Raw genomic sequence first — 19,494 nt, forward strand, 5'->3', positions numbered from 1 at the left:
CTGCCGGACACGCGCCTTCAGGCCGAATCGAATCGGCGGCGGGCCGTTTCGATGGCGCCGAGGTAGCGGTGGGTCCAGTCGCACATGCCGTCGACCGTCGCGCGCAAGGCTCGGCCCGGCGCCGTGAGGGTGTACTCGACGCGCGGCGGCACAGTCGGGTGCACGGTCCGTTCGACCAGGCCGTTGCGCTCCAGCAGGCGCAGATTGTGCGTGAGCATCTTGTGGCTGATGCCCTCGATCTCGTTGCGCAGTTCGGTGAAGCGCAACGTGCGGTCGCCCACCGCTTCGATGATCAGGAGCGCCCACTTGTTGGCGATGTCCGAGAAGATCTCCCGCGCCAAGGAGTCCGCCCGCGTCACATCCGCTTCGTCCTTGGCCAAGCCCTTGAACTGCTTGGTCACCATGAGGTTCCCCAGTCACCGAAAAGTGCGTTCTTACAGGTCAGCCGCCACTCTCCTATGGTTCCCGAGTAACTTCAAGAGAGCACGAGGAGGCAGACGGATGGCCCTCACTCTGGTGAACCCCGACGGATTGCCCACGATCGACGTCTACCGGCAGGTGGCGATCGCATCCGGTTCGCGGATGGTCTTCGTCGCCGGACAGGTCGCCTGGGACGCCGACGGAGTCACGGTCGGCGAGGGGGACCTGGCGGCCCAGGCCGAGCAGTGCTACCTCAACGTCGGCACCGCCCTGGCCGGGGCCGGCGCGTCCTTCGACGATGTGGCGAAACTGACCGTCTACGTCGTCGACTGGACGCCCGACAAGATGCCCCTGCTCCTGGCCGGTATCTCCCGGGCGGCCGCGAGGCTCGGGGCCACCCCTGTCGCGCCGGCCACGCTGGTGGGCGTGGCGGCACTGGACATCCCCGAGCATCTGATCGAGATCGAGGCCACCGCGATCCTCGACTGATCAGTCAGATCCGCCGGTGGCTGAAGGGGAGATCGCACCCGTCGAAGGGCGCGATGCGCCGCATGGGGGACGCCTTCACAGCGGGCCGGACGCAATCCGCATCCGCCAGGGCGTGGATTCCCGTGCACCGTGACGGCAGCGCCAACGGGTGACCAGCACGTCACCGGAAACGGCTCGTCCCGGCCGCAGGTATCTCACCGTCGACGGCGTCTGCGTCAGGGCGGATTACCGCCCCTTCCGACGGACGGTGGTCGCTCATGGCGAAGGGGAGCGCCCATGCGGCGGGACCGCCCGTGCGGCCGTCAGCAGTTCGACGCGCGCGTGACGGCAGGCGGGCGATGACGCGGACGCGCCTCGGTACCAAGGCCAAGCGCGTCCGGTGTTCAAGGGCCGTCGACAGCCACCGTGGCGAGCATCTGTTCCCGGCCCGGGTTCAGGGTGTGTGACGCTTCAACATTCGCGCGCGCTGTTACTTCAGGGCACTCCTGTGACGTCTGTGCCCCGCAATGGCCGTGATGGCAACGACAACGGGGCTTCAAGGGTGGGGCATGAGAACTGAACAAAGGGTTCGGCGCGGTCGTCGTCGAGCCGGTCTGAAACCACGCACGTGGCTGGCGCTGGGGGCGGTCGTCGCCGGGGGCGGCGTGGCTGTGGCGACCGTCGCGATGGCCGGGTCGGGAGGCCGTGCCGGAGCGTCGGCTGCGCGGGGACCGGTCAAGACGCATGTCCACTCGCTGTCCCTGACCGGGGCCAGTGCGTCGCTCAAGACGCTGGGGGCTCAGGCCACGGCTCCGTTCAGCATGGTGGGTGTCACCTGGAACGGCGCGCACGCCAGCCTGCGCGGCACGGTGGAGGTGCGGACCCGTTCCGCCGTCAGCGGCCACTGGACGTCGTGGCTGAAGATGCAGCAGCCGGACGACATCCCCGACGCGGCCGAGCTGAACCGTCCCGGTGTGCGGGGCGGGATGGCGCCCATGTGGTCGGGCCCGTCGAACGGAATCCAGGTCCGCGCGACCGGCGCGGGCAAGGCGACCGCGTTGCCCGCCGGGCTGCGGGTGGACCTGGTCGACCCGGGCAAGCCCGCCACCGGCGCAACGCAGGACTCCGGCATGGGCCTGGCGGGATACGCCATGGACGCGACGGCCACCGACACCGCGACGCCGACGGACAGCGTCGCCCCTACCGACAGCGCGACGGCCACGGCAGGCAACGACGCTTCGGGGACCCCGACGGCGACGGACTCCGCCTCGCCCACGGACACCCCCGCGGACACCCCCACGGCCACGGACTCGGCATCCGTCGCGCCGTCCACCGGGACCTCCGCCCCCGCTTCCGCCTCGCCCAGCGCGTCCCCGACGTCCTGGCCGAGCCAGCTTCCGTCGCTGTCCGAGGCGTACCCGTCCTGCACGGCCTCCTCCAGCAGCCCCTCCGCGTCGGCGTCGCCGACCGCGCCGGACCCGATGCCGGCCGCGACCACCTCGACGGTGGCACCGCCGACTGTGGTCACCCGGGCCGGCTGGGGCGCGGACGAGTGCGCCCGTGATACCGGCTACCCGTCGTACGGCTCGGCGGTGAAGGTGATGTTCGTCCACCACACCGACACCCCCAACGACTACGCCTGCGCAGACTCGCCGGCGATCGTGCGCAGCCTCTACGCCGCGCATCTCAGCCAGGGCTGGCGCGACGTCGGCTACAACTTCCTGGTCGACAAGTGCGGCACCATCTTCGAGGGCCGCTTCGGCGGGATGGCGCTGCCGGTCGTGGGCGCCCAGACGTACGGGTTCAACACCAACAGCATGGGTGTGGCCGCCATCGGCACCTACACCGACCTCAGCGGCGGCGACTCCCAGGAGACCACCTACCCCGGAGCCACGCCGAGCACGGCCCTGCTGAGCTCCATCGCCCGGATCGCGGCCTGGAAGTTCGGCATGACGGGCGTGGACCCGGCCACCGCCACCGCCTCTCTGCCCGAGGGCGCCTCCAACAGCTCCGGCTTCACCCTGGGCAAGAGCTACACGTTCAACGTCATCTCCGGCCACCGCAACGGCTTCGCCACCGACTGCCCCGGCAACCAGCTCTACAACGCCCTGGGCACCATCCGCTCCTACGCGTCCGGCCCGGTCAGCGCTGTCTCCGTCACCGGGCTCGCGGGCGGGGCGGTCAAGTCCGGGACGAGCTACTACACCAAGGGCTCGGCCACGGTGAGCTGGACGACCTCCACGCCATCCGCGGTGATCTCCGGCTTCGACGTCCTGGTCGACGGAAAGGCCGTGGCCCACACCTCCGGCTCCGCCCGCTCCACCTCGGTCTCGGTGACGGCCGGCAGCCACACCGTCCAGGTGCGCGCCACCCACGTCCGCGGCTCCACCACGCTGTCCGGCGGCGTCACCCTGGTCGGCGACACCACCGCGCCCACGTTCCCGACCGCTCCCGGCGCGAACCTGCGCACCGGCACGGTGAACTCCACCTCGGTCCCGGTCACGGTCACCTGGAAGGCCGCCGACAACACGGCACTCGCCAAGGTCATGGCGACCTCGCCGTCCTCGGCCACCTTCGGCCCGACGGTGACCTCCTGGTCGACCAGCGCCAAGCCCGGCACCTCCGACCTGTTCGCCCTGAAGGCCTACGACGTCGTCGGCAACAGCACCGGCGCCTCCGTCTACCGCAAGCCGAGCATCATCCAGGAGACCTCCGCCACCCGCACCGGCACCTGGACCCGTAAGAGCAGCAGTAGCTACCTGGGCGGCTACTCCTACAGCTCGTCGTCCGCCAAGGCCTCGATCAGCTGGACCTTCACCGGACGCTCGGTGGCCTGGATCGTCTCGCGGGCCTCCACTTCGGGCCAGGCGTACATCTACGTCGACGGCACCAAGGTCGCCACGGTGGACCTGAAGTCCTCCACGACCCTCTACCGCCAGGCGATCTGGACCAAGACCTGGTCCAGCTCGGCCAAGCACACCCTGAAGATCGTCGTGGTCGGCACCTCGGGCCGCCCGGCCGTCACCACCGACGGCATCGCGACCATCGGCTGACCGGTCTGCCGCACCTTATGCAGGAGCCCTCCGCCCGCGAGAAGTCCGCGGACAGAGGGCTCCTGCGGGCACATCGGCGCGGGCCCCGGATTGGGCCCCATCGGGCCGCCTCCGGGCCGAATCGGCAAGTGATTTAGAACGGAGGTCGATCAGGGAAACGAGAAAAAGCCAGGTCAGAGTGATTCTGGCCTGGCTTTCCGTGGAGCCGCCTTCGGGATTCGAACCCGAGACCTACGCATTACGAGTGCGTTGCTCTGGCCATCTGAGCTAAGGCGGCGCGCTGTCCGCACTATGGTGCGATCAGCAACGTCGGTAAGTCTACACAGTTTTCAAGGGCGCTCCGACCACCCCCCGGAAGCGACGCTTCCGGGGTGGCAGGGGCGGCTACGAGCAGCGTTTTCCCTTCGCCGGGGGTGTGCCCCGCAGCAGATACGCGTCGATCGCCGAGTCGATGCACCTGCTGCCACGGCCGTATGCCGTGTGTCCGTCGCCGTCGTAGGTCAGAAGCCTGGCGGAGGACAGCTGGGATGCCAGGGCCCGCGCCCAGCGGTACGGGGTCGCCGGGTCGCGGGTCGTACCGACCACCACGATCGGCGCCGCGCCCTCGGCCTTGATGCGGTGCGGCTCGCCCGTCGCCCGCACCGGCCAGTAGGCGCAGCCCAGCGACGCCCAGGCCAGGGCCCTCCCGAACACCGGAGACGCCTTCTCGAACGCCGGGAGCGCCTTCTCCACCTGCTCCGGGCCCGAGAACGCCGGAGGCAGGTCCACACAGTTCACGGCCGCGTTCGCGAACATCAGGTTCGAGTACCGGCCGCGCGGGTCCCGCTCGTAGTAGCTGTCGGACAGGACGAGCAGCGGGGTCCCGTCGTGGTGCTTCATCGCCGAGGTCAGCGCATGGCGCAGCTGGGGCCAGGCCGCCTGGTCGTACATCGCGGCGATCACACCGGTCGTCGCCAGGGCCTCGCCGAGCTTGCGGCGGCTCGCGTCGCCCGTCCTCAGGGGGGACGTGTCGAGTTTCGCGAAGAACGCCTTCAGATGGTCGCCGACCTTCGCCGGTGAGGCACCCGGGCCGCCCAGCGGGCAGTCCGGCTGCCGTACGCAGTCCTTGGCGAAGGCGTGGAACGCCGTCTCGAAGCCCGCCGTCTGCTCCACGTTGATCCTGCGGGCGGTCAGGCTGGGGTCCATCGCGCCGTCCAGCACCAGCCGGCCCACCCGGTTCGGGAAGAGCCCCGCATACGTCGCCCCGAGGAACGTCCCGTACGACGCTCCGACATAGTTCAGCTTCCGGTCACCCAGCACCGCGCGCAGGATGTCCATGTCACGGGCCACCTCGACCGTCGAGACATGGCGCAGCAGGCCCGCCGAATGCCGTCCGCAGCCCTCCGCGAACGTCTTGTCCGCGGCGACCACCTGCTTCACCTCCCTCGGGTTGTCCGGCGTGAGGTCGGTCCGCGCGTACGCGTCCATCTGGGGCCCGTCGAGGCACCGGACCGGCTCGCTCCGGCCCACCCCGCGCGGATCGACGGCCACCATGTCGTAGCGGGCGCGGATCTCCGACGGATATCTGGCGCCCGCGTACTCCTCCAGATAGCCGATGGCCGAGCCGCCCGGCCCGCCGGGGTTCACCAGCAGCGAGCCGAGGGGTTTGCCGTGGCCCGTGGCCCGCTTGCGGGCCACGGCCAGTCTCACATCGCCGGCACCCTGCCGGGCGTAGTCGCGGGGCGCCGTCATCGTGGCGCACTCGAAGCCGGCGACCGGGCAGGGACGCCAGGTCAGCTTCTGGGCGTAGTACGGGGACAGCGCCGACGGCGTGGTCCGGGGCAACGCGGCCAGCGTCGCATCCGCCGCCGTGGCCGTCGTCGCGTCCCTGGCGGAGCACGCCGAGGCGAGCAGCGCCGCGGCGACGAGCAGCGTGCCGCTGGTGCGCATCATCGGGGGCCGACGGAGGAGACGGAGAAGGCGGGATCCGCGGGAACGACGCGGAGGGCGAGGAGGGTGGGAACGGGGGGAGGATCCGGGAATGCACCTGGTCTGCATCTCGTGAGCGTAACCCTGAGCGATGGGATCGTTGCTCTGCGTCGCGTCGGCCCTTCGTACGAGTGACGCGGTCAATCCGCCGCAGGCGGTATCCCTCTCAGGGGCGTCTCACCCGGCCCGCAGGGCCATCGTCATGGCCTCCACCGCCAGCAGGGGTGCGACATTGCGGTCCAGGGCCTCCCGGCAGGCGGCGATCGCCTCGATACGGCGCAGCGTGGACTCGGGTGTGCCGCCCCTGGCCAGGCGCTCGAGGGCGTCCTCCGAGTCCGCGTTGGCGAGGGCGACACGGGAGCCGAGCTGGAGGGCGAGCACATCACGGTAGAAGCCCGTGAGATCGGTGAGGGCCTGGTCCAGGCTGTCGCGCTGTGTACGCGTTCTCCGGCGCTTCTGCCTGTCCTCCAGCTCCTTCATCACGCCGGCCGTGCCCCGGGGCATCCGGCCGCCCTCCGCGGCGCCCAGTGCCGTCTTCAGCTCCTGCGTCTCCTTGGCGTCGACCTCCTCGGCGAGCTGCTTGGAGTCCTCCGTGGCCGCGTCGACCAGCTCCTGCGCCGCCCTGAGGCAGCCGCCGATGTCGTCGACCCGCAGCGGGAGCTTCAGCACGGCGGCCCGGCGGGCGCGGGCACGCTCGTCCGTGGCCAGGCGGCGGGCACGGTCGACATGACCCTGGGTGGCGCGGGCGGCGGCGAACGCGATGTCCGGCTCGAGGCCGTCGCGCCGTACAAGCATGTCCGCGACCGCCTCCACGGAGGGCGTGCGCAGGTTGAGGTGGCGGCAGCGGGAGCGGATCGTCGGCAGGACGTCCTCCAGGGACGGGGCGCACAGCAGCCAGACCGTACGCGGAGCGGGCTCCTCGACCGCCTTGAGGACCGCGTTGGCCGACTTCTCGTTCAGCCGCTCGGCGTCCTCGACGAGGATCACCTGCCAGCGGCCGTTCGCCGGTGACGTGAACGACTTGCGGACCGTGTCGCGCATGTCGTCGGCGAGGATCTGCGTGCCCACGGCGGCGACCGTGGTCACGTCCGCGTGCGTACCGACCAGGGCGGTGTGGCAGCCGTCGCAGAAGCCGCAGCCGGGGGCGCCCCCGAGGGCGCGGTCGGGGCTCACGCACTGCAATGCCGCGGCGAACGCCCGCGCCGCCTGTGTATGCCCCGCGCCGGGCGGGCCCGTGAACAGCCAGGCGTGCGTCATCCTGGATGCCTCGGGGAGCGGTGCGTCGGCGGCGGCCGCGGTGACGAGGGCGTCGGCATCGCGGGCGGCCGCGTCGAGCTGCTCGCTCACCTTCTCCTGACCCACCAGGTCGTCCCACACGGTCACGGGACACCGCCTTTCCGTCGTACCGGCCCTACCGCGATCCATTGTGCGGGTCACGACTGACAACGAGGCGGGCACCGGGACGGCCGGCGGTCCGCCGCATACGGGACGGACCAGCCGAGCCGCGCCCGCCCACGGCGGGAGACCCGCCCGGCGCCTGGGGCCTCACCGAACCCCGGCGCCTCACCGAACGTCCGCGCCTCATCCCCGGACGCCCGGGCCTCACCCGACGCCTGCGGGCTCGCCCGACGCCCGGGGCCGGCCGGACGGCTCGCGGACAGACCCCCGGCGGCACCGCCCCTCTCAGCGGCGCCGGCCGCTTTCGTCGTCGTCCCAGCCCTCGTCCTCACGCGGGCCGAGCAGCTCGTCCGCCAGCGTAGGGAGGTCGTCCAGCGGGGTCTCCTCCGCCCAGTCCGGACGGGGCCGGCGCCGCGGACGGCCTTCGGTGTCCATCTGCGGCAGCTCACGCGTGCGGTCCTCGGCCCCGTCGGGCCGCGGCGTCGCGCGCTCGTCGCGGAAGAAGCCCGGCGGCACCCGGTCCGCCGGATCGCCGGCGCCACCGTCCCGCAGGGGCGGCAGCACGGCCGTCTCGTCCACGGCACCCGGCACCACAGGAGGCAGCACCGCGGTCTCGTCGGCGTTGCTTTGCGGCTCCGCCGGCCTGGGCAGCTGCGCCGTGGTCTCGGCGTCGCCCTGCCCGGGCCGTACCGGCGGCAGGACGGCGGTCTCGTCCGCCGGTCCGCCGGACGCGTGCGGCGGTGCCACGAGCGGCGTGGGCACGGTGGTCTCGTTGTCCTGCGGGGAGACCGAGGAACCCCGCGAAGCCCCGCGCCGGGAACCGGACGCTCCGGCGCCGCCACCGGCCGGACCCGAAGCCGCCGGACCCGAAGCCGCCGCGGCAGCCGAAGCCGCCGCCTCGGCCGCGGCCCGGCGTGCCTCCTCCGCCCGCAGCAGCGCCTCCTCGGCCTTGCGCTGTTTGTCCAGGCGGCGCTCCTCGGCCTCGGCCCGCAGCCGGGCCTCCTCCTCGGCCTGCTTGCGCCGCTCCTCCTCCTGGGCCTTGCGACGGGCCTCCTCGGCCGCCCTCGCCTGCTCCTCCGCGAGAAGGCGTGCCCGCTCCTCCTCGGCGCGCCGACGGGCCTCCTCGGCCCGCTGCCGGGCCTCCTCGGCCTGCCGCTCCGCCTCGCGGCGCTGCGCCTCCTCCAGCTCGCGGCGCTTGCGTTCCTCCTCCTCGGCCCGAAGCCTGGCCAGCTGTTCCCGGCGCTCGCGCTCCTGCCGCTCCTCCTCGGCCTTGCGCGCGGCCTCTTCCTCTGCCTTGCGCCGGGCCTCTTCCTCGGCCTTGCGGCGCGCCTCCTCCTGGGCCTTCACCTCGGCCTCGGACAGCGGCAGCAGCTGGTCGAGCCGGTGCCGGACGACGGTCGTGACCGCCTCGGGCTCCTGCCCGGCGTCGACGACCAGATAGCGCCCGGGGTCGGCGGCGGCCAGCGTGAGGAAACCGGACCGCACACGCGCGTGGAACTCGGCCGGCTCCGATTCGAGCCGGTCCGGAGCCTCCGTGAACCGCTCCCGCGCCGTCTCGGGGGCCACGTCCAGCAGCACGGTGAGATGGGGGACCAGACCGTTGGTCGCCCACCGGTTGATACGGGCTATCTCGGTCGGGGACAGGTCCCGGCCCGCTCCCTGGTAGGCCACGGACGAGTCGATGTACCGGTCGGAGATCACGACCGCGCCCCGCTCCAGGGCCGGCCGTACCACCGTGTCGACATGCTCGGCGCGGTCCGCCGCGTACAGCAGCGCCTCCGCGCGGTGCGACAGTCCTGCGCTGGAGACGTCCAGCAGGATCGACCGCAGCCGCTTGCCGACGGGCGTCGCCCCCGGCTCACGGGTGAGCACGACCTCGTGTCCCTTGGCGCGGATCCACTCGGCGAGTGCCTCGGCCTGGGTGGACTTCCCGGCTCCGTCACCGCCCTCCAGAGCGATGAAGAAGCCGCTCTCCGCCGGCGCCTCCACCGGGTCGTCGCCGCCGCGAAGCGCGTCGCGCAGGTCGTGCCGCAGCGGCACACCGGAGCGGTCGTCGGCCTTGGCGAGAACCAGCGCCGCCACCGGCAGCAGCAGTGCGCCGACCAGCATCAGGGTGAAGGCGGCGCCCCCGTGTGCGAAGACGAACTTGCCGTTCTGCAGCCGGTGCGGACCGATCGCCGCGGCCACCACCGGCGCCACCAGCACCCCGAGGGCGACGAAGACCCGTACGACCGCGTGCAGGTGCTCGGTGGTCCGGGACCGCCGGTGGTCCTCGGTCTCCTGGTCGAGCAGCGTGTGCCCGGTGTTCGCGGCGACGCCCGCGCCGACACCCGCGAGAGCCAGGATCAGCAACACGGTGGTCACGTCGGGGACGAGCCCGCCGGCGAGCAGCGCGACCCCGGTGAAGGCGATCGCCAGCGCGAGCAGCCGGCGCCGTGACAGCGACGGCAGCACGCGGGGTGCCGTACGGATGCCGACGACCGTGCCGCCGGTCAGCGCGAGGACCAGCAGGCCGTAGGTCACCGGGCCGCCGTCCAGGTCCTTGGCCTGCAGCACGGAGACGGCGACGGCGGCCGAGACGGCCCCGGCGACGGCCGCGCAGGCCGGCACCAGCAGCGGGATCGCGCCCGTACGGCCCTTCTCGACGCCCCCGCCCGTCCTGGGGCGGCGCAGGCCCTCCAGCGGCGACCGCGCGCGCGGGGTGCGGGTGTCGGGCAGCTGGAGGGAGGTGACGAGGGACAGGGAGGCGGCGAACAGACCGGCCGCGACGTAGGAGGGCAGGGCCGCCTGGTGCTGCGAGAACCAGGCGACGCCCGCACCCAGCAGGTTGTTCAGCAGCGACACGAGGACGAGCCCGGCGGCCGCCAGCGGCACCGCCACGAATCCCGTACGCAGCGACAGGCGCCGCAGCGCGTCCATGTGGTCCGGCAGCGGGCGCACCGTCGCGCCCTCGAGCGGCGGCGCGGGCAGCAGGGCGGGCGCCGCGCTCTCGCGGCACACCGTCCAGAAGCGCTCGGCGACACCGGTGACGAAGGCGGTGACCAGCAGCATCACCGGCGCGTTGCCCGGCGTCCAGTCGATCCACAGCGGGGCGACGATCAGCACGGCGGCCCGGAGCCCGTCCGCGCCGACCATGGTCCAGCGGCGGTCGAGCGGTCCGTCCTGGGACGTCAGCGCGGTGAGCGGGCCGAGGAGGACGGCGCCGAAGAGCAGGGTGGCGAGAATGCGCGCGCCGAAGACGGTCGCGATCGCGAACGCCACGCCCCGGTAACCGCCCCCGAAGGAACCTTCGGCCACGGCCGCCTGGAGGGTGAGCATGACAAGTACGAAGAGGGCGAGGGCGTCGCCCACTCCGCCCACGAGCTGGGCGCTCCACAGCCGCCTCAGCTGCGGTCGGCGCAGCAGTGCGCGGACGGCGCGCTCGCGTGAATCTGCGACCAGGGCGTCGTCGGGGGCCGGATTGTGGGCCGTTGGCTGCTCGGCTCGCGTCATGCTTTCAGCCTATCGGCAGCCACCGACAGCACGTGGCAGGCGCCCGAACGTGCGCACGCCCCGTCATCGAAATGATGCCGGAGCGTGCGTTCCGCGGAGCGGAGAGGAGCCCGTGCGAGGCGTGCGCCTCGCAGGCCGTCCGCTCAGCCCTCGGCAGTGTCCTTCGCGGCCGCCGTCTTCGCGGCTGCGGTCGTCTTCGCCGCCGTGCTCTTCGCCGTCGTCTTCTTGGCGGCCGTCTTCTTGGCCGTCGTCTTCTTGGCGGCCGTCTTCTTCGCCGCCGTCGCCGTCGTCTTCTTGGCGGGCGCCTTCTTCGCGGTGGCCTTCTTCGCCGTCTTCTTGGCGGGCCCCTTGGCGCGCTTCTCCGCGAGCAGCTCGAAGCCGCGGTCCGGGGTGATGGTCTCGACGCTGTCGCCCGAGCGCAGGGTCGCGTTCGTCTCGCCGTCGGTGACGTACGGTCCGAAGCGGCCGTCCTTCACGACGACGGGCTTCCCGCTGACCGGGTCCTCGCCCAGTTCCTTCAGCGGCGGCTTGGCGGCCGCGCGGCCACGCTGCTTGGGCTGGGCGTAGATCGCCAGCGCCTCCTCCAGCGTGATCGTGAAGAGCTGGTCCTCGGACTGCAGCGACCGCGAGTCCGTGCCCTTCTTCAGGTACGGGCCGTAGCGCCCGTTCTGCGCGGTGATCTCCTGCCCCTCGGCATCGGTGCCGACGACGCGCGGCAGGGACATCAGCCGCAGCGCGTCCTCGAGCGTCACCGTGTCCAGGGACATCGACTTGAACAGCGAGGCCGTGCGCGGCTTGATCGCGTTCTTGCCCGTCTTCGGGGTGCCCTCGGGGAGGATCTCCGTGACGTACGGGCCGTAGCGGCCGTCCTTGGCGACGATCGGCCGGCCCGTCTCCGGGTCGGTGCCCAGCGGGCGCTCGCCGCTCGGCTTGGCAAGCAGTTCCTCGGCCAGCTCGACGGTCAGCTCGTCCGGCGCGAGGTCGGCCGGGATGTCGGCCCGCTGGTGCTCCTCGGCGTCCTTCTCGCCCCGCTCGATGTACGGGCCGTAGCGGCCGACCCGCAGCACGATGTCGTTGCCGACCGGGAACGAGGAGACCTCGCGGGCGTCGATCGCGCCCAGGTCGGTCACCAGTTCCTTGAGGCCGCCGAGGTGGTCGCCGTCGCCGTTCCCGGCGTCCGCGGCGACCCCTTCGACGGTGCCCTCGCCGAAGTAGAACCGCTTCAGCCACGGCACGGCCTGGGCCTCGCCGCGCGCGATGCGGTCGAGGTCGTCCTCCATCCTGGCGGTGAAGTCGTAGTCGACGAGGCGCCCGAAGTGCTTCTCCAGGAGGTTGACCACGGCGAAGGACAGGAAGGACGGCACGAGGGCCGTGCCCTTCTTGAACACATAGCCGCGGTCGAGAATCGTGCCGATGATCGACGCGTATGTCGACGGACGCCCGATCTCGCGCTCTTCCAGCTCCTTGACCAGCGACGCCTCGGTGTAGCGAGCCGGCGGCTTGGTCGCGTGACCGTCGGCGGTGATCTCCTCGGCGGTCAGCGGGTCGCCCTGGGCGACCTGCGGCAGCCGGCGCTCGCGGTCGTCGAGCTCGGCGTTCGGGTCGTCGGCGCCCTCGACGTACGCCTTCAAAAAGCCGTGGAAGGTGATCGTCTTGCCGGACGCGCTGAACTCGGCGTCCCGGCCGTCGGCGGCGAGGCCACCGATGCGGACGGTGACCGAGTTGCCGGTGGCGTCCTTCATCTGGGAGGCGACGGTCCGCTTCCAGATCAGCTCGTACAGCTTGAACTGGTCGCCGGTCAGGCCCGTCTCCGCCGGGGTGCGGAAACGATCACCCGAAGGCCGGATCGCCTCGTGCGCCTCCTGGGCGTTCTTGACCTTGGCCGCGTAGGTGCGCGGCTGCTCGGGCAGGTACTGGGCGCCGTACAGCTGGGTGACCTGGGCGCGGGCGGCGGCGATCGCCGTGTCGCTCAGGGTCGTGGAGTCCGTACGCATGTACGTGATGAAGCCGTTCTCGTACAGCTTCTGCGCGACCTGCATGGTGGCCTTGGCGCCGAAGCCGAGCTTGCGGCTGGCCTCCTGCTGCAGCGTCGTCGTACGGAACGGCGCGTACGGGGAGCGGCGGTACGGCTTGGACTCGACCGACCGGACGGAGAACCGGGTGTTCTCCAGGGCGGCGGCGAGCGCCCGGGCGTTCGCCTCGTCGAGGTGCAGCGTGTTCGCGGTCTTCAGCCGGCCGAGCGAGTCGAAGTCACGGCCCTGCGCGACGCGCTTGCCGTCGACCGTCGCGAGCCGTGCCACCAGCGTCGACGGGTCGGATGCGTCACCCGCGCGGCCGGTGCCGAAGATGCCGGTCAGGTCCCAGTACTCGGCGGAGCGGAACGCCATGCGCTCCCGCTCCCGCTCCACGACCAGGCGGGTCGCCACGGACTGGACGCGGCCCGCGGACAGACGCGGCATGACCTTCTTCCACAGGACCGGCGAGACCTCGTAGCCGTAGAGGCGGTCGAGGATGCGGCGGGTCTCCTGGGCGTCCACGAGTCTCTGGTTCAGCTCGCGCGGATTGCGCACGGCCTGCTGGATCGCGTCCTTGGTGATCTCGTGGAAGACCATCCGCTTGACCGGGACCTTGGGCTTGAGCACCTCCTGGAGGTGCCAGGCGATGGCCTCGCCCTCGCGGTCCTCATCGGTGGCGAGGAAGAGCTCGTCGGAGTCGCGCAGCAAATCCTTGAGCTTCTTGACCTGCGCCTTCTTGTCGGCGTTGACGACGTAGATCGGCTGGAAGTCGTGTTCGACGTCCACGCCGAGGCGACGCACCTCACCCGTGTACTTCTCCGGCACCTCCGCGGCGCCGTTCGGAAGGTCGCGGATGTGCCCGACGCTCGCCTCGACGGTGTATCCGGGGCCGAGGTAGCCCTTGATCGTCTTCGCCTTGGCAGGCGACTCGACGATGACGAGTCGGCGACCGCCTTGTGCGGTCTCGCTGGTCGGGGACAACTTCGCTCTTCTCTCCGGTCGACTGGGGCCTCCCCAGGCCTTCGCCCCGGGGTCGGGTCATGGTGACGCTGCGGAGTGTGACGGTACAGCCCGCCCCCGTGTCAAACGGGAAAAGCCCGCAACGGCCACTCGAACGGTAACCCGACTACCGGCATTCCTGCCGCCCGGAGTCGCCGACAGCCCTTTGGGCCCTATCCGGAGGGTGATCCCCCAGTTACCGCCGTCCTGTCGGCCTACGGCCGCGAACGGTGATGTCAGAGGCGCGTGAAGCACCAGGCGCCGGCAGCGAGCGCGGCCAGCGCGGCGAGGCTCGCCAGGGCGGCGGATGCGATGCGGCTCACACCCTCGGCGACGGGTTCGCGGCGGTGCAGCCGGGTCGCGGTCCAGGTCAGCAGTCCGGCCCCGAACAGGGCGAACACCGTACCCGCGAAGATCGCCGGTCCGCTCTCCATGCCCGTTGCCTCCGCTCCTGGCGCTGCCCTGGGACGGGAGGCTGACACATCCGGGAAGCATGCGCGCGAACCTGGAGTGAACGCACGGCGGACGACCCGCCCTACGTCCCCTACGCGCCCCCCTGGTCCGGCTTCGAGAGGGCTCGGCGCACGCAATAGATGTTGGCCGGTTTCACGTCCCCGCTCCCGCCCCGGCCCGCGGCCCACCGCACGCACGGCGAGAATGCCGAGCCCCGCCGAGGCCCACGCGGACCCGAACCGGCCCGAGCGGACCCGAACCGGCCGAGCGGATGCGAACCGGCCGAGCGGATGCGAACCGGCCGGAGCGGACGCGCACCGGCCGGAGCGCGTCCGGCGCGGGGGCGCCGTGCGCGCCACCGTTATCGCGCCGGTTCCAGGAAACCCTGCTCGACCAGCAGCCGGATCTGTGCGGGGGTTCGGTCGCGCAGCAAGACGGGGTCCTCGCCGACGAGTTGGGCGATGGCGTCCAGGATCCGCCCCGCGCTCAGCGTGCCGTCGCAGACGCCGGCGAAGCCCGCACCGACCGTGTCCACCCTGGTGGCACGCCGCATCCCACGGTTCTGACGCAGCACCACATGCTCGGGGTCTTCCGCGCCGGGCAGCCCGACCTGCTCCTGGACCACTTCGGCGGCGAGCCTGAAGTGCCCGGCGAGCAGGGCCGCGTCATCGTGCTCCCGCAGGTAGTCGATGCGGTCGAAGTGCGCCCGCACCGTGTTGCCGAGCGGCTGTTCGACGGGGTGCGGCCACTCCTCGACCGTGATCGACGGGTCGGCGGCGTCCGTCCGGTGCAGCGCGATCCACCCGAAGCCCACCGCCCGCACCTTGCGCGCCTCGAACTCGTCCAGCCAGGCGTCGTACCTCGCCTGGTACTCCGCCGTGTCGCTGCGGTGGTCGCCCGCGTCCCGCAGCCACAACTCGGCGTACTGCGTGACGTCCTGGACCTCGCGCTGCACGATCCAGGCGTCGCAGCCGCGTGGCACCCACGAGCGCAGCCGGTCCTGCCAGTCCTCCCCCTCGACGTGCTGCCAGTTGGCGAGGAACTGCGCGAACCCGCCCCTGTTCAGCCGCTCCCCCGACTGCTGAACGAGCGTGCGGCACAGATCGTCCCCGCCCATACCGCCGTCGCGGTAGGTGAGCCGCGCGCCCGGCGAGATCACGAAGGGCGGATTGGAGACGATCAGGTCGTAGGTCTCGTCGTCCCGGATCGGCTCGAACAGCGAGCCCTGGCGCAGGTCCGCCGCCGGGGCGCCGGACAGCGCCAGGGTCAGCGCCGCGATGTGCAGGGCACGCGGGTTGACGTCGGTCGCGGTCACGCGCGTGGCGTGCTGGGCGGCGTGCAGCGCCTGGATCCCCGAACCCGTGCCGAGATCGAGAGCGGAACCGGCGGGGGTGCGTACGGTGATCCCGGCGAGGGTGGTGGAGGCGCCGCCGACGCCCAGGACGACCTGCTCGTCCCGGCTGCCGATGCCGCCCGCCCCGCCGACCGCGCACCCCAGGTCGGAGACGATGAACCAGTCCTCGTCACCGGATCCGCCGTACGGCCGGACATCCACCGTCGCGGCGAGTTCGCCGCCTCCGGTGCGCAGCAGCCAGCCGGCCTCCACGCACGCGTCGACGGGCAGGACACGCTCCACGCGCGCGTGCGGCACGGGCTGTTGCAGCAGGAACAGCCGCACGAGGGTCTCCAGGGGAGTGTCCCCGCGTGTGGCCCGGAGCGCGGGCACGGTCTCGCTCCGGGCGAGCGCCGCATACGCGGGCGCACCGAGCAGTTCGAGCAGCCCGTCGGCGGTGAAGGAGGCCGCCAGCAGGGCGTCCCGCAGCCGTGCGGTGACATCGGCGCGATCGGTGGAGGGCAGCGTGGACAGACTGGAGTTACTCACGTCCCCCATTGTGGCTCGGGGAGACCGGCCCCCACCGCAGCTCCGGGTACCCGAAACGCGCCGTTCAGCCGGCCGTCGCCGGGGCCGAGGCGGACGTGGAGGCGCTCTTGCAGCTCGCCTGCTTCGCCATCGCCGCGCCGACCTCGCCCGCCTCCAGCTGCTTGAGCGCGTCGTTCCCGCTCTTGCTCAGCTTGTCGAGCTGGGTCGCGATCCCCTTGAGCCCGTCGGCGAACTTCGCCTGGTCCTTCGTGACCAGCCCGTCCACCTGCTTCTTGAGCTCGGCGTACGCCGTGGAGATGCCGTCGAGCTCCTTGACCGCGTTCTTCTGCTTGGTCGCGCCGTTGTCGACCTCGGGCGCGCCGGCCCGCTGAACGGCCGCGCCGATCGCCTTGTAGGCGTCGGACATGTCCTGGAACGCCTGGGAGTCCGTCTTCCGGACCTGCTCGGGGGTGCTGTTGTCCGAGGTCTGCTTCTGGATCGAGGTGCTGGCGTCCGCGATCTTCTTCGCCTGGGGCTGCACCGCGTCGCAGACCTGCTTGGCCCAGGAGCCGAGCTTGTCGTCGCTTGCGCTGCTCTTGCCGTCGCTGGTGCACCCCGACAGCGCCAGTACCAGTACCGCACCGCCGGACAGTGCGGCCGCGAGCTTCTTGTTCACCGGATTGGTCCCTTCCATGGCTCTCTCGGCCCCGGAAGATACACGCCAACCGGGCGACACCCGCGTGGCGATTGTCGCCGATGACCGCTCTTGCAGTCATTTACACCAAGAGAGAGAAGGGTCACGCAGAGGTGCACGAACACGGACAGGGCGGGCGTACGGGCTCTCGATGAGCGCCGTACGCCCGCCCCTTTGTCCCGTACCTGGCCAGGCGGAAGAGCGGGTGCCGTGCGGCCGGCTACGAAACCACCGCCGCATCGGGGGACTTGGAGACCCGCTCGGCGTTGTCTTCGTCACCCACGGCGATCCCCCGCCGCTTGGACATGTACACCGCACCCACGATCACGATCAGGGCGAGGATCGCGATCCCGAGCCGTACGCCGAGGCTCTTGTCGCTGCCGTACGAGAACTTGATGACCGCCGGCGCGATGAGCAGCGACACCAGGTTCATCACCTTCAGCAGCGGGTTGATCGCAGGGCCCGCGGTGTCCTTGAAGGGGTCGCCGACCGTGTCGCCGATGACCGTCGCGGCATGCGCCTCGCTGCCCTTGCCGCCGTGGTGCCCGTCCTCGACGAGCTTCTTGGCGTTGTCCCAGGCACCTCCTGAGTTGGCGAGGAAGACCGCCATCAGCGTGCCGGTGCCGATCGCACCCGCGAGGTACGCGCCGAGCGCACCGACACCCAGCGTGAACCCGACGGCGATGGGCGCCATCACCGCGAGCAGACCGGGGGTGGCCAGCTCTCTGAGGGCGTCCTTGGTGCAGATGTCCACGACCCGGCCGTACTCCGGCTTCTCCGTGTAGTCCATGATCCCGGGCTTCTCACGGAACTGCCGCCGCACCTCGAAGACCACCGCCCCCGCCGACCGCGACACGGCGTTGATGGCCAGCCCCGAGAACAGGAAGACCACCGCCGCGCCCACGACGAGGCCGACCAGGTTGTTGGGCTGCGAGATGTCCATGACCAGGTTCATCGGTCCGCCGCTGCCGACCTTCTCGCCCACGTCCTGTGCGGCCGTGGTGATCGCGTCGCGGTACGAGCCGAAGAGCGCCGAGGCCGCGAGGACGGCGGTGGCGATGGCGATGCCCTTGGTGATCGCCTTGGTGGTGTTGCCCACGGCGTCCAGGTCGGTGAGCACCTGCGCGCCCGCGCCCTGGACGTCACCGGACATCTCGGCGATGCCCTGCGCGTTGTCGGAGACCGGGCCGAAGGTGTCCATGGCGACGATCACACCGACCGTGGTGAGCAGCCCCGTGCCGGCCAGTGCGACCGCGAACAGGGCGAGCATGATCGACGTGCCGCCCAGCAGGAACGCCCCGTACACCCCGAACCCGATCAGCAGCGCGGTGTACACGGCCGACTCCAGGCCGATGGAGATACCGGCGAGGACGACGGTGGCGGGGCCGGTCAGCGAGGTCTTGCCGATGTCCCGCACGGGGCGCCGGCTGGTCTCGGTGAAGTAGCCGGTCAGCTGCTGGATCAGCGCGGCGAGCACGATACCGATGGCCACCGCGACGAGCGCGAGAATCCGCGGGTCGCCGTCCTTGGCCCGGATCGCCGCGTCGGAGACGCCCTTGAGATCGGCGTACCTCGACGGCAGATAGGTGAAGACCGCAGCGGCGACCAGCGCCAGCGAGATCACCGCCGAGATGAAGAAGCCCCGGTTGATCGCGGACATGCCACTGCGGTCGGCCCGCCGCGGCGCCACCGCGAAGATGCCGATCATCGCGGTCACGACCCCGATCGCGGGCACGATCAGCGGGAACGCCAGGCCCGAGTTGCCGAACGCCGCCTTGCCGAGGATGAGTGCGGCCACCAGCGTCACCGCGTATGACTCGAAGAGGTCGGCCGCCATGCCCGCACAGTCGCCGACGTTGTCGCCCACGTTGTCGGCGATGGTCGCGGCATTGCGCGGGTCGTCCTCCGGAATGCCCTGTTCGACCTTGCCGACCAGGTCGGCGCCGACGTCGGCGGCCTTGGTGAAGATGCCGCCTCCGACACGCATGAACATGGCGATCAGAGCCGCGCCGAGACCGAAGCCCTCGAGGACCTTCGGGGCGTTCGCCGCGTACACCAGCACCACGCAGGAGGCGCCCAGCAGACCGAGCCCCACCGTGAACATGCCGACGACGCCGCCCGTGCGGAAAGCGATCTTCATGGCCCGGTGCGAGACGGTGGTGAGGTCCTTTTCGGGCTCGCCCTTCGCCGGGGTCGCCTCGCGTGCCGCGGCCGCGACCCGCACATTGCTGCGTACGGCCAGCCACATGCCGATATAACCGGTCGCCGCCGAGAACGCCGCACCGATCAGGAAGAACACCGACCGTCCGGCACGCTGATTCCAGTCGTCCGCAGGCAGCAGCATGAGCAGGAAGAACACGACCACGGCGAATACGCCGAGCGTGCGCAGCTGACGGGCCAGATAGGCGTTGGCGCCTTCCTGGACCGCCGCGGCGATCTTTCTCATGCTGTCGGTGCCCTCGCCCGCCGCGAGCACCTGGCGCACCAGAATCCCGGCGACCACGAGGGCCGCGAGCGCGACCGCACCGATGACGATCACGATCAGGCGGTTGCTGCCGGTCAGTACTGCCGCTGCGAGGGTTGTGGGGTGATCAAACTGTTGAGGGGTAAAAAGCCCCGCCATTCGTCCTCCTTGACGCTTGGGCTGAGCTCAAGATGTGGACGGATTGTAGG

General features: G+C 71.4%; 11 protein-coding genes and 1 tRNA gene. 2 read left to right on the top strand and 10 right to left on the bottom strand.

Going from position 1 to position 19,494, the window contains the following annotated elements; genetic code table 11:
- Window positions 1-17: 17 nt before the first annotated feature.
- On the bottom strand, window positions 18-404 hold the full coding sequence (locus LZ604_RS02525; protein ID WP_234512120.1) for a winged helix-turn-helix transcriptional regulator: 387 nt from the start codon (window positions 402-404) through the stop codon (window positions 18-20).
- Between the two features lie 97 nt (window positions 405-501).
- Between LZ604_RS02525 and LZ604_RS02530 the strand changes: the two genes are divergently transcribed.
- The gene (locus LZ604_RS02530) at window positions 502-909 is read left to right on the top strand and encodes a RidA family protein (RefSeq protein ID WP_234512123.1); all 408 of its coding nucleotides are present in this window, start codon (window positions 502-504) and stop codon (window positions 907-909) included.
- A gap of 644 nt (window positions 910-1,553) precedes the next feature.
- Complete coding sequence (locus LZ604_RS02535) at window positions 1,554-3,941, top strand: N-acetylmuramoyl-L-alanine amidase (protein WP_234512126.1); 2,388 nt, start codon at window positions 1,554-1,556, stop codon at window positions 3,939-3,941.
- 200 nt (window positions 3,942-4,141) lie between these two features.
- Here the strand turns inward: LZ604_RS02535 and LZ604_RS02540 are convergent.
- The 9 genes from LZ604_RS02540 to LZ604_RS02580 all read right to left on the bottom strand — a co-directional run bounded on the left by LZ604_RS02540 (window position 4,142) and on the right by LZ604_RS02580 (window position 19,444).
- Window positions 4,142-4,218, bottom strand: a tRNA-Thr gene (locus LZ604_RS02540).
- A 107-nt stretch (window positions 4,219-4,325) separates the two neighbouring features.
- Window positions 4,326-5,873: an alpha/beta hydrolase gene (locus tag LZ604_RS02545; RefSeq protein WP_234512128.1), complete on the bottom strand. Its 1,548-nt coding sequence runs from the start codon at window positions 5,871-5,873 to the stop codon at window positions 4,326-4,328.
- Window positions 5,874-6,086: 213 nt separating this feature from the next.
- Complete coding sequence (locus LZ604_RS02550) at window positions 6,087-7,292, bottom strand: DNA polymerase III subunit delta' (protein ID WP_234512131.1); 1,206 nt, start codon at window positions 7,290-7,292, stop codon at window positions 6,087-6,089.
- 300 nt (window positions 7,293-7,592) lie between these two features.
- Window positions 7,593-10,799 (bottom strand): dTMP kinase, encoded by a 3,207-nt coding sequence (tmk, locus tag LZ604_RS02555; protein ID WP_234512133.1) that lies wholly within the window; start codon window positions 10,797-10,799, stop codon window positions 7,593-7,595.
- 143 nt (window positions 10,800-10,942) lie between these two features.
- The gene (topA, locus tag LZ604_RS02560) at window positions 10,943-13,795 is read right to left on the bottom strand and encodes a type I DNA topoisomerase (protein ID WP_234512136.1); all 2,853 of its coding nucleotides are present in this window, start codon (window positions 13,793-13,795) and stop codon (window positions 10,943-10,945) included.
- Window positions 13,796-14,049: 254 nt separating this feature from the next.
- A complete protein-coding gene (locus LZ604_RS02565) occupies window positions 14,050-14,247 on the bottom strand; it encodes a hypothetical protein (RefSeq protein ID WP_234512139.1) in 198 nt (65 codons plus the stop codon).
- Window positions 14,248-14,627: 380 nt separating this feature from the next.
- On the bottom strand, window positions 14,628-16,148 hold the full coding sequence (locus LZ604_RS02570) for a DUF7059 domain-containing protein (RefSeq protein ID WP_234512141.1): 1,521 nt from the start codon (window positions 16,146-16,148) through the stop codon (window positions 14,628-14,630).
- Window positions 16,149-16,212: 64 nt separating this feature from the next.
- A complete protein-coding gene (locus LZ604_RS02575; protein ID WP_234512143.1) occupies window positions 16,213-16,821 on the bottom strand; it encodes a small secreted protein in 609 nt (202 codons plus the stop codon).
- A 220-nt stretch (window positions 16,822-17,041) separates the two neighbouring features.
- Window positions 17,042-19,444: a sodium-translocating pyrophosphatase gene (locus tag LZ604_RS02580; RefSeq protein WP_234512145.1), complete on the bottom strand. Its 2,403-nt coding sequence runs from the start codon at window positions 19,442-19,444 to the stop codon at window positions 17,042-17,044.
- Between the last annotated feature and the right edge of the window lie 50 nt (window positions 19,445-19,494).

Source organism: Streptomyces glomeratus, assembly GCF_021462825.1.
Classification (GTDB): Bacteria; Actinomycetota; Actinomycetes; order Streptomycetales; family Streptomycetaceae; genus Streptomyces; species Streptomyces glomeratus.

What these genes read in the sequence shown, in the direction of transcription:
- LZ604_RS02525 (WP_234512120.1), bottom strand. Translation starts at nt 404, where the DNA reads ATGGTGACCAAGCAGTTCAAGGGCTTGGCCAAGGACGAAGCGGATGTG.
- LZ604_RS02530 (WP_234512123.1), top strand. Translation starts at nt 502, where the DNA reads ATGGCCCTCACTCTGGTGAACCCCGACGGATTGCCCACGATCGACGTC.
- LZ604_RS02545 (WP_234512128.1), bottom strand. Translation starts at nt 5,873, where the DNA reads ATGATGCGCACCAGCGGCACGCTGCTCGTCGCCGCGGCGCTGCTCGCC.
- tmk (WP_234512133.1), bottom strand. Translation starts at nt 10,799, where the DNA reads ATGACGCGAGCCGAGCAGCCAACGGCCCACAATCCGGCCCCCGACGAC.
- LZ604_RS02565 (WP_234512139.1), bottom strand. Translation starts at nt 14,247, where the DNA reads ATGGAGAGCGGACCGGCGATCTTCGCGGGTACGGTGTTCGCCCTGTTC.
- LZ604_RS02575 (WP_234512143.1), bottom strand. Translation starts at nt 16,821, where the DNA reads ATGGAAGGGACCAATCCGGTGAACAAGAAGCTCGCGGCCGCACTGTCC.
- LZ604_RS02580 (WP_234512145.1), bottom strand. Translation starts at nt 19,444, where the DNA reads ATGGCGGGGCTTTTTACCCCTCAACAGTTTGATCACCCCACAACCCTC.